This is a genomic window from Acetobacter tropicalis (assembly GCF_001580915.1).
Classification (GTDB): Bacteria; Pseudomonadota; Alphaproteobacteria; order Acetobacterales; family Acetobacteraceae; genus Acetobacter; species Acetobacter tropicalis.
Genome location: NZ_LHZQ01000192.1, coordinates 1 through 16,824, shown reverse-complemented (window position 1 = coordinate 16,824; position 16,824 = coordinate 1). Strand labels below are relative to the sequence as shown.

The window sequence follows — 16,824 nt, the reverse complement described above, 5'->3', positions numbered from 1 at the left end:
GCGCAACATCAGGATCCCAGAGAGCGGGGGCAAGCCAGGCGGGGAGTTCAGGGTCGACAGGGAAAACGCAACCCCCAGCGACGGGCGAAGGCGCGCCATGCCTCGGCGTCAATCTTGCCCGTCGTCATGGTTGCTGCATGATCGCGCCGGTAGGCCGGGTTGTGTCGCAACCATTCCTGGGCGAGACCGGCAGGGTCGAGCCCGGCGAAGGCGCGACAAAGGGGTGCGGCATCCCACGGCCGGATTGTCGGCACGCTCCCCTCCCCGATATGTCATGGATTCGACCCAGTATCCGGTGCGAAACCGAAACGGGTAGTCCGCAAAAATCAGGAAGGTGATCCCGAAAATCTCCGGCCTGATCGGGATCATTTGGAAGGAGATGGAGGATTCAGGCCACATGGGTGTGAAATGTCGGTTTTTACGGCATCACGTGATGCGTGCGGCACATCACTCCGGCGGAAGAAAAGCCGCCCGTGTATTATAATACGTAGCGCGATAATACACAAATCGTTCCTATCCTGCGGATGGACATCCGAGGACTTTTCGGCGCGAACGTGAGGCGCCTGCGACGCGCCGCCGGTCTCAGCCAGGAGGCTCTGGCGGAACGGATGGGCGTGGACCGCGCCTATATCAGCTGGATCGAGACAGGACGCCAGAACGCAACGCTGCTTTCGCTGTGGCATGCGTCGCAGGCGCTGGGCGTGCGGCCGGCCGCGCTACTGGACGAAAGCCATTTCCCGACGGACGATCAGAAATAGGCTTCCTCACCCTGCCGTATCCGCCCTCAATGGGGCGGTGGCGGCCTGTGTGATTCGATACGGGTCTGTTGTGCAAGCGCCTCTTTCAGTTCTCGCTCGATCTGCCGGCGCTCGCGACGGCTGAGATGAAAGCTGCTCAGTTCGGCGCGCAGCATCTGGATATGGTCGTGTAGCGTGGTCATCGTCCTGCTTCTTTCGTTTCTCGAAGACAGGACGGACGGCTCATGCCGGGGCAGACTGGGTCAGGGATCGCCGCAGGCGACCGGCTTGCCGGCGCGTGGGGGAGCCGATTTTGTCTGGCGTGCCCGAAGGGTGCGTCGGGCAAAATTGGGGGCACCGCGCGTCCTTGACGCGGTTTGCCCTCGCGCATGGTACAATGGGAAGGCTGAGGGAAAGCCTCTTGTTCTTCCTGCGTCTCACGTCGGGCGACCAGCACGATCGCCCGCGCCCTGGAAGAGCCCGCCAGAAAACCCGGAAGGCCCCGCCCGGAGAGACCGGGCGGGGTTGGTCGTGGGAGGTTCAGTCCCCGTTCCGGCTGCGGGGCCGGGTCCAGATAAGGGAGTAGCCCTCGCCTTCCTCGTCGGTGAACAGGTTGGCGAAGATCGGGGCGGCGAAAGAAGGATCGTCCAGCTTCAGGCTCAGATAGGTGCGGCCTTCGCTGGAACGGCGGGTCCATGCGGCGCCCAGTTCCACGCGCCCGAGATAGACGCGGTAGTTGGGGGCGTTGTCGTTGGCGCGGTTGGTTTCGGCCACCAGACGGACGTTGCGGGCCTGCAGGGCCAGGGTGACGATTTCGCCTTCGAAGCCTTCGCCCACCTTCTTGAAGGAACCGATGTTAGCCATTGTCGTATCTCCATGCTGTTATCGGGCCGCGACCACCGTGGCCTCGATGGCGATCGACCAGCCGGAGGCGAGCGGCAGAGCACCCCGCAGGGGCCGCAGCGCAGCGGAGGACGGCAGGGCCGGAACTTTCTTGGCTCGCGAGGAATGACGGCGCAGCCGTCAGGGGAAGAAAGTTCTGGAACGCCGTTGCGGCCAGCCGATCGAGGCGTAGCCGGTCTTCGGCTAGATCAGCCATCCGACAGAGGCCATGGTGTGCGGACCCGACAGCCCCCAGGAGATACGATGCCGGCATGACCGGCCCACAAAGGTGGGGCCATGCTGTCTGGAGCGAAATTGACTCTGCCCGTTAAAAGGCTCTGCAAAAGCTGGTGGTCGTTTCCACAGCCAATCCGGCATTATGCCCATCATCAGCGGCTGTTTATGGGCACGTTCGCGTCGCGTCGCATGGCCCTGCCCCCAACACAGCGCGCTCCATCGAAGCAGTCTGGACGATCCCTCTTTCGCCACTGCTGTCCTGACCATGTCACCGATGACAAAAACAGGGCCTTTCCCCCATGGACCATGCCCGCAACAGGAATGGGAACAGCCCCTGATCCATCCCGTCGGTCTTTCCCGGCGGAGCCTTCCGGGCGCAGGTAGACGTGCTTCGGTCAGGTAGGCCCGCTGGAAACAGGGAGCCCCACGTTATGCTGCAGCTCGCATCCATAAACAGACCGGATACTGGCGCTCATGCGCCAGCCTCCCTGTAGAACCTCCAGACCGGGATGCCCATCTGTTTGGCCTTGTCGGCCAGATTGTCCTGAATACCCGATCCCGGAAACACCATGACCCCGATGGGCAGGACTTTCAGCAGGGCGTCGTTGCGCCGGAACGGGGCGGCCTTGCCGTGCCGGTTCCAGTCCGGCTTGAAGGCGATCTGGGCAACCTGCCGGTGATCAGCCCAGCGGGAGGCGATGAATTCCGCCCCCTTCGGCGAGCCGCCGTGCAGCAGCACCATGTCGGGATGCTTCTCGCGCACCTTGTCCAGACGCTTCCAGATCAGGAGATGGTCCTCGTAATCAGGACCGCCCGTGACTGCGATCTTGGGGCCGGTCGGCACCAGCAGTTCCGTTTCAGCTTTCCTGCGGGCGTTGAGGAAATCACGGCTGTCGATCATGGAGGCCGTCAGGGTGCTGCGACTGACCAGCGAGCCGGAGCGTGGCCGCCAGGGCGACATCGTCAGACGTTCGAACTGGTCGCAGGCGAGGTCGCGGAAGATCTCGTACGCGTTGCGTCGCTCCAGCAGGGTCAGCCCTTCAGCAATGAGGCGTTCCAGTTCCACCGAGCGGATCTCGCTGCCATCCTGTTCCTGCTGGCTGCGTTTCTGCGCCACCTCGTTGCGGTCAAGATCGCGCTCGACCTGCCCGACCATGCGGTGGAAGACGTTGACCGTGGACCAGAGCAGCGGTTCGAGATCGGGCTCCAGCCGGGTTTCGGTCAGCGTGGCTGACAGGGCGTCGAAGATATCGGCAACCGCGCCCTCGATCTGGCTGGCGTCGGGCAGCGGCCTCGGGTCCGGTTCGTCCTCGAAGGGACGATGGCCATAAAGCTGGAGTTCGGCCAGCACGTGGGCGGTGGAAGAGGTGGCGTGTGCGGGTTCGAAATCGTCCTGTGTGCGGGTCATGGGTCTGTCCTCCGGTTCTGGCCGCGCCCCTCGCGGCCTTTCCGGGGGCGGATAGCGGCAGACGAAGGCCGGGCCGGAACCGCGCGCGGCCGAAACGCAGTGGAGGATGGCAGGGAGACGGCTATTTTGCTTCGCGATGCAAAGCGCGGCACGCGCGGCGGAAAATAGCCGTCTCCGCCATTGCAGGCCCGGTCTGGCTGACGCCCGCTCCCCTTCCAGAAAGGCCGCGGGCGCGCCCCATCCGGAAACGGGACACCCCCCGCGTCACACTGGAAAAAAGAAGACCCTCACACCCCCTTCCCGGCCCGCCTCAGTGCATGACCGGATGCAGGAACCGCGCCACGTCCTGCGGGGCAAGCTGGGAATGCAGGATCGCCCGCATCGCGCCACGCCCGAGATAGCGGAGATCATCGTTGAAATCCGCCAGACGCGGTGACAGCACGAGGCACTCGATCCCGGCCTCCTGCGTGCGGGCCTGCAGGGTCGCTACCGCATGATCCCCGGCCGGATCGTCATCGCGCAGCACATAGAGGCGGCGCAGCGTAGGCGGAAACGCCATGGCGGCGAGATGCGCCGAGGACAGGCAGGCGGCCAGTGGCAGAGCGGGCATGATCTCATGGAGCGAGAGCACCGTCTCGATCCCCTCGCCCGCCGCCAGAACGTCGGACACCGCGCCAAAGCGCACGGCATTGCCAAGCAGGTCGCCCATGGCCCGACGCGGCATTTCGACTGGCGCCTTGCCCTTTCCGTTGCGCGCCAGCCAGGTGCGATGGATGCCGGCAACACGGCCATCCAGGTCGGTCACGGCGGAAATCAGCGCGGGCCATGTCTCGGTCGGACTGTCAGTGTCGGCGCGATAGTAGCAGTCGGGGTGGAAACACAGGGATGACAGGTCCGCCAGGCGGGTCAGGTCACGATGCCGCAGCCAGGTTTCCGCCAGCGTGCCGGCGATCGGGCGTGACATGGCCCAGAGCCGACGTGCGGCGTCTGAGGTGCCAGATGCCTGCCCCGAAGTATCGTGGCTGAACGCATGGGAACGGCCGCGATCAGGGGCCGATCGTGGCTCGGACTGCGGCAGGCAGAGAAAGCGCCGGGCCTCGTCGGCGACAGCGCGAAAATCCAGCAGCCCGAGGCTTTCTCGGATGATGTCGAGCAGATCGCCATGCTGCCCCGTCGCGCCATCCGTCCATTTACCCGCGCGATCACGCCCGTCCAGACCACCATGCAGGCGGACATAGAGCGACCGCCCCGGGGTGTTATGAACATCCCCGACCAGCCAGTAATTGCCGTGCCGTCGCCCGGCTGAAAGGTAATGGCGACACACCGCCTCGGCATTTTCAGCCAGCCTGCGGGCCAGATCGCCAGCATCCCATGACTGCGCATTGGTCATCTCACCCTCCCTGCAGGCTTGATGCCGCCATGATTCCCCCGTAACGGCAGAGACAACGGGCACAGGCCCGAATGCAAAAGGATAGTTTCATGAAGATTGCCGATCTGGTCGATCATATCGCCACCACCACCGACACGAGCAAAACCGATACCCGCAAGGTGCTGGACGCCTTGGTCGAGGCGATGACCACTGCCGCCAAGGCCGGTGATGAAATCACCCTGCCGAACTTCGGCAAGTTCAAGGTCAGGGAAGTCGCCGCCCGCGAAGGCCGCAACCCGGCCACGGGTGCGACCATCCAGATCGCAGCCTCGCGCAAGCTGGCCTTCACGCCTGCCAAGGCGCTCAAGGACAGCCTGAACGACTGACCTGCCGACAGACAAAAGGCGGCGGACCTTGTCCGCCGCCCCTTCCCCATCATGCCGGTTTATGATGATGGGCGCGTTCATCCGACCTTTTCCATCAGCTTGCGTGCCCTGCCCTCAAGATCAAGCCGCGTGTCCTGGTTGGTCTTCGTCCGCGCCAGTGCGGTGATCCCCTGCACAAAATCGAACACGCTCTCAGGCTTGCGCCCTTCCTCATGCAAGACCGTTTCAATGATCTTTGTAGTTTCCGGTTTGGAGAACCCACGACGACGCAGGAAACTTTCCCGATCGTCATCTATTCTGGCCACCAGCGCCTTGCGAGAGGCCTGAATGCCAGAGACGAATGAGGCCGGGCTGGCCGTGGCGAAATTCCGCAGCGCCGGTGTAGCCTGATGCACGAAACGGGAAGCAGCAAACTTGCTATGCCGGATCGTGATCTGTTCGAAATTTTCGACGCCCCACAACATACGATTTTGACACACTCCGCGCAGATAAAACGACGCAATACCAAGACTCTTGCTGCCAACCTCCGAATTCCAGGCATAGAAGCCCCGGAAATAGAGATCGGGGTCGCCGTTGGGCAGGCGTCCCGCTTCAATGGGGTGCGTGTCGTCCACAAGGAACAGGAACACATCCCTGTCTGATGCATAGAGCGTGGTGGTCTCCCTGGTGATGTCGACATAGGGATTATGGGTCATGTTGGCCCAGTCGATCACACCCGGCACCTTCCAGTTGGTATCGCCCGTGCCATCGCCAGCGATCTTGCGCACCGCCCCGACCAGTTCATGGTCCCAGATGCGACCGTAATCTGGCCCCGTGACCGCGCGCAGTTCTACCCGACCGTCTTCGGTTTCCAGCGTTTTGAGCAGTTCGGCCCGGTGCGACAGCAGCCCGTGCTGCAGGTTGATCGCCGCCAGGGGAGCCGGAAGATTGCGCAGATAGGAGGAGGGCGCGCCGACCAGGCTGCACATCTGACCGAAGGACCAGTGGGTGGGGGCAATCGGGTCATTCTGCCCCGGTACGCTCAGGATCAGGCGCTCGGCATTGTCGCGCGACGCCTCCACGCGAATGGCTCGGCTCTCCACCGTGCGGGCCGTAGCGCGCTCGGCACGGGCAAGTGTGGCGGCATGCAGATCGGACAGCGAGAGATATCGCTCGTCATCGGGGCGGGAAAACCACTCGGACGAAACGCGGGCGCTGCGTTCGCCGCAGGAAGGATCGATCCGAAAGCCGCCAGACGCGGCGCCACGGGACGCAGGGGGAAGAATGGTGGTTGTGGTCATGGAAAACTCTCCTCTGATGCCGGTTATTCGGCACCAGAGGCGAAGCCGACCTCTCCCTCTTTCCGGGGCGCCGGACATGAAAAAAGCGGCTTCCGGGCACCGGAAGCCGCTGTCTCACTATTCCAAAAATCCATTGCACTATTCGGCAGCGATGGCCTCCATATCCCCGCCTGACCTCACTGTTTCAACCTGTGCCTGATCGGCCAGCCCTACGGTCCGCAATACCTCGGGCAACCACCCCGAACCATCGAGCAGCCGCTCGGCCTCGCGCGCCATGTCAGGCTTCTTCAGATGGGCGATGCGGCCAGCCACCTCGTCACCGCGTGCTTCACGCACAGCCTGCAGTATACGCGCCTTGGTCACCCGGCCGAGATAGTTCTCGACCGTGGGCTGCCAGCCCGCCTCGCCCAGATCGAGACTGAGGGCTGTGGCCAGACGGTCTGCACGCTTAAGCCGCTCGATGACGCTGCGCTGGGACACCGCCCCATACGAGGGCATGCGCTCATAGAGCGCGTTGATCCCGAAGGACAGGCAGTGCGCCAGCAATGCCATGCGGCTGGTGTCGTCCAGCCCGTCGATCCAGCGCCACAGCGCGTCTTCGTCTTCCGGCAGATCATGCTTCCAGCCCTCGTTGCGCTGGCGCAGCGCGTGAGCTGGCACACTGCCCGGCATGTCGGGCGAATGGACCGGCAACGGGATTTCCCGGACATAGGCTTCCAGGCAATCCGCGCCGGGTGTCTGCCAGTAAACATCGCGCACCAGCGTGTGTAGCAGTTCCGTCAGGGCGATGTGCGGGTTGCTGGCAAAGGCGTCCCGCAGGGCCAGCGTGCGCCAGGCCGTCAGTTCGGTGAGCAGCCGGTCAGGCAGCGGTTTGATCCCGTCTTCTTCCTCGGGGTCGACATCGGGAGAGATGGTGTTGCCCTCCCCGCCCGCATCGCCGCCATCATCAGCAATACGTTCATCCCGCCCATCATACGCGGAGTGCTCGTATTCATCTGAATTATCGGCGTTATCGATCTCTTCCGGCTCAGCCGGCATATCCTCGGGCAGGACAAAACCCCGCTCCACCTGCAGTGTGCCATCACTGTCGAGACTGATAAAAGCCCCGGCTCGCGCCATGTCGGCGGGATCGAACGCCAGAGGTCGTTCCTCCAGAGCAAGAATGGCACTCTCAATCTCGCCCAGCCGTGCATCGACCTCATCCGGATATTCATCGGCCTGGGCGTATTCAGCCTCGATGGTTTCCTGCTCGGCGCGCAGGGCTTCGAGGCGAGCAGTTTCGTCCTCGGTCAGGGGCACTTCCGTGCCGTCGATTTCCGCGAACTGCCGGGTATGTCCCCATGGGAACGACAGGGCCGCCTCGACCCATTTCCAGCCCTCTGCACGGATATCTTCTGCGGCTGCGTGCAGCTTTTCCATAACCAGCCGGTCCAGAACGGCTGGATCTTGCAGCCAGCCACCATCATCGACTTCGAACAGGTCGCGCATGATAGGACCACCGGCCGCAAGATAAGCGTCCAGTCCGACGAAGCGCACGCGACGGTCCGAGGCCCGCACGGTTTTCTCCGTCAGCATGCGGCGGATGACATAGGGTTCGCGGTTATGGCTCTGGGACACGATGTCCCAGACCTGTTCCTGACGGGCATGGTCATCGCTGATGGAAAAAGCCATCAGCTGTTCCAGCTTCATGCCATCCTGCTCGTAGATATCGAGCAGTTTGTCGGACACGGTCATCAGCCGCAACCGCTGTTTGACCACGGTCGGTGCCACAAAGAACGCTGCGGCGATTTCCTCCTCGGACATGCCCTTCTCCAGCATGTCACGGAAGGCGCGGAACTGGTCCAGCGGATGCAGGGCCAGACGCTGGACGTTCTCGGCCAGGGAGTCATCCTCGGCGAGAATGGCCGATCCGGCCTCGCGGACCACGCACGGCACCGGGGCCGTCTTCGCCAGTTTTTTCTGCTTCACCAGCAGTTCGAGGGCACGGAAACGACGCCCACCGGCGGGCACTTCATAGGTACCGGTCTCGGTCCCGGTATCATCAAGGACAGGACGGACGTTCAGGCTCTGCAGCAGCCCGCGACGCTCGATGTCGCGGGCCAGTTCCTCAATCGACAGGCCGGATTTCACACGCCGCACGTTGAACTGGGACAGCACGAGCCGGTTGAACGGGATGTCACGGGACGAACTCAGGCTGATTTTGGGAATAGCGGTCGCCATGGCGAAACACTCCATGACGGGCGGACAGGAGACTCTCCCCTACCCTCTCAACCCGTCACGAAAATCCGCGCAGCCCTCTGACTCTGAAGGCCCCAGACGCACCCAAAATCCGCGGCCTTTTCCCGGCAGGAAACGACGGCAATGGGGGGGATTCCGGTCTGTCCGGTTCCGGCCCAGAACTCAAAATACCGGACATCTATTCGGGCTGCCAGCAGCTTTCGACTGTTACCAGGGGAAACAAGGCCTGTAAAAATTTAGCTACCCAACTGTCAGCTTGGTGGTTTTTATTTATTAAAACTCAATATTTTAAAGTATCATAAAATAAATATTTATTAATATATTATAAGAACATGAATCAATAATGCCATGGTCGATACGATACTTTGATCTAACGACCCAGAGACGCTCCCTATTGCCGTCCAACAACGACTCGCCACGACTAAAGGTAGAAGTTGTAAATATGGCCCGACCTTGGGGACAAACCTGCCGTTCGCGATCATATGGGGAGCGGCAGGTTTCGGTTAAAGCCGACGTTGGAGTTTTGCCGCAACCGCCCCCGGAATGAGCAGCCCTTGGCCGTTGGCGGACTGGCAGGTCTTGATCTATGAGTGCGGGAAAGCTGCCACTCACCGAGCTTCGGGCGAAACGTCACATCCGGAGCTGACGGCGGTCTGGCGGGTTTGGGGTTCACGGAACCCCGGGTCAGCCCGGTTTCATTCGGTTCGGATCATTTATCCATATCGACAATCTGGACCTGTGATCCTTGATCAGCACCCGTCACCCTCGCCAGTTATCGGCACGCTTTTTGAAGTCGATATTCTTCCACTCCGCTTTCCAGAGCGTGAGATATTTCACGTCACAGGACGAGGGTTCGGGGTCGCATTTCTCCACATACACGACACACGGCATGATGACGGCGTCCCCGATCAGAAGCGCCTCCCCTTGCTCAAGCGCGGGCATTCCCTCGGTCAAATTGCCAAGCGTATCCGGCAGTAGTCGGCGGACATAACTTTGATCATCGGGATTAGTAAGACGCATCGCCAAGAAGTTGGAGCATTGCGAAAAAATAGTTTCTGAAATTTCAGACGGTCGCTGGCTCGAAATCAGTAGGCTGATGCCGTATTTTCGGCCTTCTTTGGCTATGCGTTCGATAGCAGCCAGTGAAGCCTTATAGCGGGCAAGACCGCTCTTCGGCGCATATTTGTGCGCTTCCTCATAGACCATCAGGAATGGCTGTTCGGTTTTGGTTTCAACGCGCCGGGCATAGTAGCAAAAATCGAACATTAGACGGGAGATAAGCGAAACGGTGATGCTGAGCAGTTCAAAAGGGATGCCGCTAAGGTCGATGATGGTGACATTCGACTCACCTCCGGCGTTGTAGCCAGTGAACTGTCTAAGCACATCCTCCAAAGACGCCTTCTTAGCCTTTTCACCGAAAATAAACCCTAGGCGCGTGTTCGCGATTTTTGATCTGACCCGTCGTTCGAACTTGTCGATTGTCCCGTCGGCATACGGCCCTTTATTAATCTTACTACGTTCTGTCGGCGCAAATTCGCGCAATTCCATACAATAGTGTTCGATCTGGGCATCGACGTCAGGGAAATCGATTTCCATGTTGTCCTTGAACTTGATCAGCAAAGAATTGTCAGCGTTCTTTGTCTCTCTGGTGAGATTTCTGAACGCATTCACGACATGATTGATCTCGTATGGAAGTGGGCTGTCAAAATTGACCTTCTCTACATCAGGATTACTGATCTTTTTTGCGATGGTAACAATCTGCCGCAGCAATGCCTCCTGATTGTAATTATTGTTGTCCCCTGACTCCAGAAACATGTCCTCCATCTCGTCTTCGTTTAGCAACCAATATGGCAGGACGAGATCATCGACGGTGATGACATTTGCTTTCGGAAACGCTGCGGCATATTCGGAATGAAGATCAAATATCAGGATATGGGAGTTGTTGAGGCCCTGGTATTCGCCGGTTTTGGATGATATGGCCCTTTGCAGAACAGACGACACACTCGACGATTTTCCTGATCCTGAAGCACCGACAACAGCAATATGTTTATTGAAAAACCTGTCGCCATGAACAGGTACAACGATATCACGTTGTCTGGTCAATGACGAAAAGCAAAAGCGGTCTTCAGCCGCATAGCAGTCTGCATAGATGGCTGCGATTTCCGCTTTCGTCGCCGGGACGACCTTCTTTGGCGGAATGGCGAGTTCGTCACCGCCGCGATTGAACTTTCCGTCTTTAAGGGTCCCGAGAGGATACGCATCAATCATATAGACGCGCTTGTAGTCACTGCTGCCGTCGCCTTTCACCTCTTTCATCTCGATTGAAAAGCTTTCGATGATGCAGATAAGAGAAACGTTGTCGTTGTCGGACACCTTGAGAAAGGACCCAACACGAAGAGACTCTCCAGCCGCCTGGAAGTTCAAAAGATCATCGACGGCCACTCGGACTTTGTTGGGGTAAACGGCGACAACCTCAGCATTGGCGATTTCCTCAGTCATTGTTCGTCCTCAGATAATTTTCGTGATTGTGGAGATGCTACTGATAGGGATCGAATACATCCGACTCTTTGGACCCGGCAGCGCCATGGTTGCAGGGCGTTCAAGGAAGAAGTCGTATATATGGCATAACTTCCGCCCCACCCCATCGAGGACCTCCAGCAACTGGTCAACGTCGTCAACAAAACGAATTTCGATCTGGTGCTCTTGGGTCTGCTGGCTACGAACGTGATCAATGCGGAATGGCGATCCGCGATATGGGAAACCGTCCACGAAACCCGTTCCGGAATCGAAAAGAATGTTCTTCACATGCATGATTAGTTTTTCATCCGCGCCGCGTAACAGAATGAATGGCGCGTAGCGCTCGGAATTCTGGATGCGGCGCTTCTTCGCCGAACTCCAGTTGTTGCCGATTGCTCTGAGTTGGTCACAGACAACCGAACCGTCGGTTGCTGCACTGCATTCAATGATGAAAGCACGGACGATTCCTGCGCCGTTCGTGGGCGAGAAGTACAGGCGTTTCATATGCTTCGCGTACTCGCTTGCATCCTTCTCCCGGAGAAGCCAACGATTATGGATAGCTTGAGTACCTTTGAGCAGTTCCTGCAGATCACGACGGGTGACCTTGCGGTCGTTGTGATCTTTTTTCGTGGCGAGTGTGGCGATGTAGTCGAAGACCATTGGATAGTGAAAACCTTCGGCCTCAAACCCGGAGACGTTTTGGTTTTTCCTTATTGCCTCGATGACGAGATTGCGATGTTCAGAGAATTCCGTCGAGATTTGTATGCTGAAGCTCTTGCAGAACGCCTCAATTAGCCCATCTGGCGCGGCTATGCCGTCGAGCAAAGATTTCTTTTCGTAGGATTTTGTACCGTCAGCGGCCTTCACTTCCTTTCGGTATTCCATCACCGATTTGAAGCGATCGACGGAAAGCTCACCAATATCGATCTTAACTTCTGAAAAGTGCCCGTACAGCAGGTATTTTCGGCCTGCCCGTTGTGCTTCTTCGAGCCCATGGAAGTGAACAAAGAGCTTATGCAGGGGATCACGCAGTACCGAGTCTGTCAGGTTCTGCTCCGCGTAGTATTTTACCTGGCCGTAAATGACGCCTTCATCGGTATAGCGGTCGAAATCTTCAATGCCCTCGATGACAACGCTCTCGTCTAGGCCCGCGTTCAGGATTTCGAGTAACGCTGCATCGAGCTGGTAGAAATAGCCCCTAATTGAAGCTGTTGCTTCGCGTTTTTTGTCGACTTCCAGCATCCCACCCCCGAATCAATCCCCGATTGACATTATAGGAGAGAGGAAGCGAAGAGTGCGAGTGAGAATATTTGCGCCGACGGGACTGGCCTGAATGTCGTGAAGGCGTCTGTTTTGTTCCTCCTAACAATGTCAGCTTTCAGGCAACCAGCATAACCGCTTGGACGTCTGACATGACGGCGAAAGCCCACATGGGGACACACCCTTCCCCCCCCCCGCCACTCCATCATGCGACGCTACCGGCCAGCCACTCCCTGAGCTTCGACCACCGTCGCCTTCCGCCCTGGTTTCGTACGGCAATGCCCAGCGCCTTCTTCTGCCCCACGAGCACGACGAGCTTCCGCCCCCGTGTCACGCCCGTGTAGAGCAGGTTCCGCGCCAGCATGGCGTAATGCTGGGTCACCAGCGGGATCACTACTGCCGGGTATTCCGAGCCCTGGCTCTTGTGAATGGTGGTCGCATAGGCAAGCACCAGTTCGTCCAGCTCGCCGAAGCCATAAACGACCTCCCGTCCATCGAATAAGACCGTCAGTTCGCCCTCTTCCACATCGATCCTGTCGATAACGCCAAGATCCCCGTTGAAAACGTCCCGGTCATAATCGTTGGCGATCTGCATCACCTTGTCGCCCGGCCCGTAGGTCCAGCCGAACCGCTCGACCTTCACCTCGCCCGGCGGGTTAAGCGCCTGCTGCAATTCTATATTCAGCGACCGCGTCCCAAGCCCGCCCCGGTTCATCGGACACAGCACCTGCACATCGCGGACCGGGTCCAGTCCGAACCGCGCCGGGATGCGGTCCTTTACTACCGCCAGCAACCGGCGCAACCCGACCTCGGGCTCGGCTGCCTCCACGAAGTAGAAATCCGATCCCTCTTCCGCGCTCAGCTCCGGCATCCTGCCTTCGTTGATCCGATGCGCGTTTGTGATAATCCGGCTCTGCGCCGCCTGACGGAACACCTCGGTCAGCCGTACCACGGGCACAGCATTGGAACCGATGATATCGGCCAGCACCTGTCCCGGTCCGACGGACGGCAGCTGGTCCACGTCCCCCACGATCAGCAGGGCCGCGCTGTCGGGCAAGGCGCGCAGCAGAGATCGCATCAGCAGCACATCGACCATGCTGGCCTCGTCCACGACCAGCAGATCGCAGGTCAACGGGTTGGTGTCGTCCCGTTTGAAACTGCCATTCGCCGGATCCGTCTCCAGCAGGCGGTGGATGGTCTTGCCTTCCAGTCCCGTGCTTTCCGACAGGCGCTTCGCCGCCCGGCCGGTCGGCGCGCAAAGTTGCACGTCTGTGCCCTTGGCCGTCACGATCTTCAGGATGGCGTTGACCAGCGTGGTCTTGCCAACACCGGGACCACCCGTGATCACCAGAACCTTGCTGCGCAGGGCAAGGCGCACCGCCTCCTGCTGGCTGGGCGCGAGCGCAAGCCCGGTCTTGCCTTCGACCCAGGTCATGGCTTTTGCAGCGTCGATGTCCGGCCAGGGCGGACGACCGACGGCACAGGCACGCAATCGCTCGGCGATGCTCTGCTCGGCGCGATATAGGCCGGTCAGGAAGATACACCCCGTCTCGCCAACACTATCGGCAATAACGTCGCCCGCCTCGAGCTCCAGCGCGAGGGCTGGCTCGATCAGAGGGGCAGCTACCTCCAGCAGTTCGGCGGTGCTGGTCATCAACTCCCCGACCGGCAGACCGCAATGCCCTTCATCCATCGCCTCGCCGAGCGCGTAGGAGATCCCTGCCCTCACCCGGATCATGGCGTCGGGTGCGATGCCCATCTTCCGGGCAATCTGGTCGGCGGTTTTGAAGCCGATCCCCCGGATGTCCTTCGCCAGCCGGTAGGGGTTCTCGCTGATCAGTTGAACCGCGTCCTGCCCATAGGTCTTGAATATCCGCACCGCCCGCGACGTGCCGACGCCGTTACTGTGCAGGAACAGCATGATCTCCCGGATCACCTTCTGGTCCGCCCAGCCACCGACAATCCGCTCGGCGCGCTTGGGACCGATGCCCGTCACCTCCCGCAGGCGATGCGGCTCCTGCTCGATCAGGTCGAACACCGCCTCGCCGAACGCTTTCACCAGTTTCTTGGCGTAGACCGGACCAATGCCCCGGATCATGCCTGAGCCCAAATAGCGTTCGATGCCCTCGACCGTGGTCGGCGGGCTGGCCTTGAGGAACTCGGCCTTGAACTGGAGCCCGTGGGTGTGGTCGTTGAACCAGCGCCCCGACATCTGCACGAACTCGCCTGCCGAGATCATGGCGGCATGGCCGACAACAGTGACCAGATCGCGCTGTCCGCGCACCTTCACCCGCAGGACGCAGAAGCCGTTCTCGGCGTTGTGGAACGTCACCCGCTCCACGAGGGCAGCCAGCGCTTCCGTGGGCGAGGAGTCGGTGGCGCGTCCGCTCATCCGGCCTGCCGGAGGATCGGCACTTCCGTATCGTTCATGACTCGCCCTCCCCTCCCGTGCCGCCGTCGTATGCCAGTATTTGTACGACGCGCCTGTATCCGGGACTACCCATAACTACGATTCTATACGCTGGAGCACGCACAAGCGCGACTTTCCATATTGCGTATTTCCATTGAAATAACAGTCATCTGTCCGGATCGTGTGTCTGTTTTCCTTGTCATGCGGTCGGAAGAGAGCAACGATGACGAACAGACGCAGCCAGTCCAGTGCCCCGGCGTATCGGCTGCCCGAGCCCGAATTACGGCTCGTCCTGCGGCCCAATGCCCCCGACCCACGTCTTGTGGCGCTCGTCCGCCTCATGGCACGCCGTGCGGCACGGGACTGGTTCCGGTCGCAGCAACAGGAGCAGCGCCGCCGCTCCGGACCGTAAGGGATGCCTCGTCATGAAGGTCGCGCTCTACGCCCGCTATTCCTCCGACAACCAGCGCGACGCCTCGATCGCCGACCAGCTTCGCGTTTGCCGTACCCACGTGGAAAAACAGGGCTGGACCGTCGTAGAGGAATATACCGACCACGCCATCTCGGGCGCATCCCTGATGCGGCCCGGCATCCAGGCGCTGATCGCGGATGCACAGCGCGGACGGTTCCAGATCGTGCTGGCCGAGGCGATGGACCGTTTGTCCCGAGACCAGGAGGACATCGCCGGCGTCTTCAAGCGCATGAACTATGCCGGCGTGCGGATCGTCACCCTTTCCGAGGGAGAGGTGTCTCATCTGCATGTCGGCCTCAAGGGCACGATGAACGCCCTGTTCCTGAAAGACCTGGCCGAGAAGACGCATCGCGGCCTGCGGGGGCGCGTGGAACTAGGCAAGTCCGGCGGCGGCAACGCCTATGGTTATGATGTCGTGCGTAAGCTCGACACCAATGGCGAGCCGATCCGGGGCGACCGGACCATCAACCCGCACGAGGCGGATGTGGTCCGTCGAATCTTCCGCGACTTCGCGGCTGGGCTGGGACCGCGCGCCATCGCCTTCCGCCTCAATGACGAAGGCATCCCTGCCCCTGGCAGCGGTGCCTGGGGCTTCTCGACGATCAACGGCAACCGGGCGCGCGGCACCGGTATCCTCAACAACGAGATGTACGTGGGGAAGCTGGTCTGGAACCGCCAGCGTTTCATCAAGGATCCCGACACCGGCAAGCGCCAGGCGCGTCCCAATCCGAACTCCGAGTGGGTCATCCAGGAGGTGCCGGAGCTGCGGATCGTCGATCAGGAGTTGTGGGACGCGGTCAAGGCGCGGCAGGCCAGCGTCAGCGCCAGCCGGAACACAAGCGACACATCATCGCCCGACCATTTCCGCGAGAAACGCCGTCCCCGCTACCTGTTCTCCGGCCTGAGCAAATGTGGCTGCTGCGGTGGCGGCTATTCGATGATCTCCGGGGCACTGCTGGGCTGCTCGACGGCCCGCAATAAGGGCACCTGCGACAACCGGACCAACATGCGTCGCGAGGAGTTGGAACGCCGCGTCCTCGACGCCCTGCGCCACCATCTCATGGACCCGGACCTGTTCGCCGAATTCTGCGCCGCGTTCACCACCGAGATGAACCGGCTGCGCATGGAGGCGTCGGCCGACATCGGCGCAGCGGAATCAGAACTAAAGCGGGTGGAACGCGACATCCAACGCCTGATGGATCTCTACCTTTCTGAAGCCATCTCGATCGAGACGGTCAAGGAACGCGGATCCAAACTCGAAGCCCGCAAGACCGAACTTAAAGACTTCCTTGCAACCGCCGAGGCACCCCCGCCCCTGCTCCATCCTCAGATGGCGGAATTCTACCACCGACAACTCGCGCGCCTGCACGATATGCTGCATTCGGAGCTGGACGAAAAGCGCCAGGAGGCGGCCGAGGTGATCCGCTCTCTGATCGAGGCGATCATCCTGACGCCATCCGACAAGGGCCTCCAGATTGACGTCCGGGGCGATCTCGCCGGCATCCTGATGATGGCAGCGGGCGGCCAAACGAAAACCCCAGCCCGTTTCGGGGCTGGGGTTCGTGATGCGTTGGCATCGCAAGTTCAGATGGTTGCGGGGGCAGGATTTGAACCTGCGGCCTTCAGGT

At 60.5% G+C, this 16,824-nt stretch carries 15 protein-coding genes; 4 read left to right on the top strand and 11 right to left on the bottom strand.

What is annotated here, in order from left to right:
- Positions 1-47 precede the first annotated feature (47 nt).
- Positions 48-254 (bottom strand): transcriptional regulator domain-containing protein, encoded by a 207-nt coding sequence (locus AD944_RS16325; protein WP_082741337.1) that lies wholly within the window; start codon positions 252-254, stop codon positions 48-50.
- Between the two features lie 270 nt (positions 255-524).
- Between AD944_RS16325 and AD944_RS06050 the strand changes: the two genes are divergently transcribed.
- Positions 525-758, top strand: coding sequence for a helix-turn-helix domain-containing protein (locus AD944_RS06050; RefSeq protein ID WP_045543497.1), 234 nt, complete (start codon positions 525-527; stop codon positions 756-758).
- A 26-nt stretch (positions 759-784) separates the two neighbouring features.
- Here AD944_RS06050 and AD944_RS17060 read toward each other — a convergent pair whose 3' ends face one another.
- From AD944_RS17060 to AD944_RS06035, 5 genes are all read right to left on the bottom strand, one after another.
- On the bottom strand, positions 785-940 hold the full coding sequence (locus AD944_RS17060; protein ID WP_169794945.1) for a hypothetical protein: 156 nt from the start codon (positions 938-940) through the stop codon (positions 785-787).
- Between the two features lie 337 nt (positions 941-1,277).
- Positions 1,278-1,601 (bottom strand): DUF736 domain-containing protein, encoded by a 324-nt coding sequence (locus AD944_RS06045; RefSeq protein ID WP_006560122.1) that lies wholly within the window; start codon positions 1,599-1,601, stop codon positions 1,278-1,280.
- Positions 1,594-1,836, bottom strand: coding sequence for a hypothetical protein (locus AD944_RS16315; RefSeq protein WP_248845808.1), 243 nt, complete (start codon positions 1,834-1,836; stop codon positions 1,594-1,596). Before AD944_RS16315 ends, AD944_RS06045 begins: the two co-directional genes overlap by 8 nt.
- Before the next feature lie 492 nt (positions 1,837-2,328).
- Complete coding sequence (locus AD944_RS06040) at positions 2,329-3,264, bottom strand: DUF2493 domain-containing protein (protein WP_045543496.1); 936 nt, start codon at positions 3,262-3,264, stop codon at positions 2,329-2,331.
- Between the two features lie 310 nt (positions 3,265-3,574).
- On the bottom strand, positions 3,575-4,654 hold the full coding sequence (locus AD944_RS06035) for a DUF7146 domain-containing protein (RefSeq protein WP_045543495.1): 1,080 nt from the start codon (positions 4,652-4,654) through the stop codon (positions 3,575-3,577).
- Positions 4,655-4,743: 89 nt separating this feature from the next.
- Here AD944_RS06035 and AD944_RS06030 point away from each other — a divergent pair, with 89 nt between their 5' ends.
- Positions 4,744-5,019, top strand: coding sequence for an HU family DNA-binding protein (locus AD944_RS06030; protein WP_010669131.1), 276 nt, complete (start codon positions 4,744-4,746; stop codon positions 5,017-5,019).
- A 77-nt stretch (positions 5,020-5,096) separates the two neighbouring features.
- On the opposite strand, the gene AD944_RS06025 is transcribed toward AD944_RS06030, so the two are convergent.
- From AD944_RS06025 to recD2, 5 genes are all read right to left on the bottom strand, one after another.
- Positions 5,097-6,299 (bottom strand): hypothetical protein, encoded by a 1,203-nt coding sequence (locus AD944_RS06025; RefSeq protein WP_045543494.1) that lies wholly within the window; start codon positions 6,297-6,299, stop codon positions 5,097-5,099.
- A 138-nt stretch (positions 6,300-6,437) separates the two neighbouring features.
- Positions 6,438-8,519: a ParB/RepB/Spo0J family partition protein gene (locus tag AD944_RS06020; RefSeq protein WP_045543513.1), complete on the bottom strand. Its 2,082-nt coding sequence runs from the start codon at positions 8,517-8,519 to the stop codon at positions 6,438-6,440.
- A gap of 777 nt (positions 8,520-9,296) precedes the next feature.
- A complete protein-coding gene (herA, locus tag AD944_RS06015) occupies positions 9,297-11,036 on the bottom strand; it encodes an anti-phage-associated helicase HerA (protein WP_045543250.1) in 1,740 nt (579 codons plus the stop codon).
- 9 nt (positions 11,037-11,045) lie between these two features.
- Positions 11,046-12,296 (bottom strand): DUF4297 family anti-phage-associated protein, encoded by a 1,251-nt coding sequence (locus tag AD944_RS06010; RefSeq protein WP_045543249.1) that lies wholly within the window; start codon positions 12,294-12,296, stop codon positions 11,046-11,048.
- A gap of 223 nt (positions 12,297-12,519) precedes the next feature.
- Positions 12,520-14,706, bottom strand: coding sequence for an SF1B family DNA helicase RecD2 (gene recD2, locus AD944_RS06005; RefSeq protein WP_045543248.1), 2,187 nt, complete (start codon positions 14,704-14,706; stop codon positions 12,520-12,522).
- Between the two features lie 241 nt (positions 14,707-14,947).
- On the opposite strand from recD2, the gene AD944_RS16310 reads away from it, so the two are divergent.
- Both AD944_RS16310 and AD944_RS06000 read left to right on the top strand, forming a co-directional pair.
- A complete protein-coding gene (locus AD944_RS16310; RefSeq protein WP_082741316.1) occupies positions 14,948-15,136 on the top strand; it encodes a hypothetical protein in 189 nt (62 codons plus the stop codon).
- Positions 15,137-15,149: 13 nt separating this feature from the next.
- Positions 15,150-16,824: recombinase family protein (locus AD944_RS06000; protein WP_061474796.1), on the top strand; the 1,675-nt coding region annotated here is incomplete at its 3' end.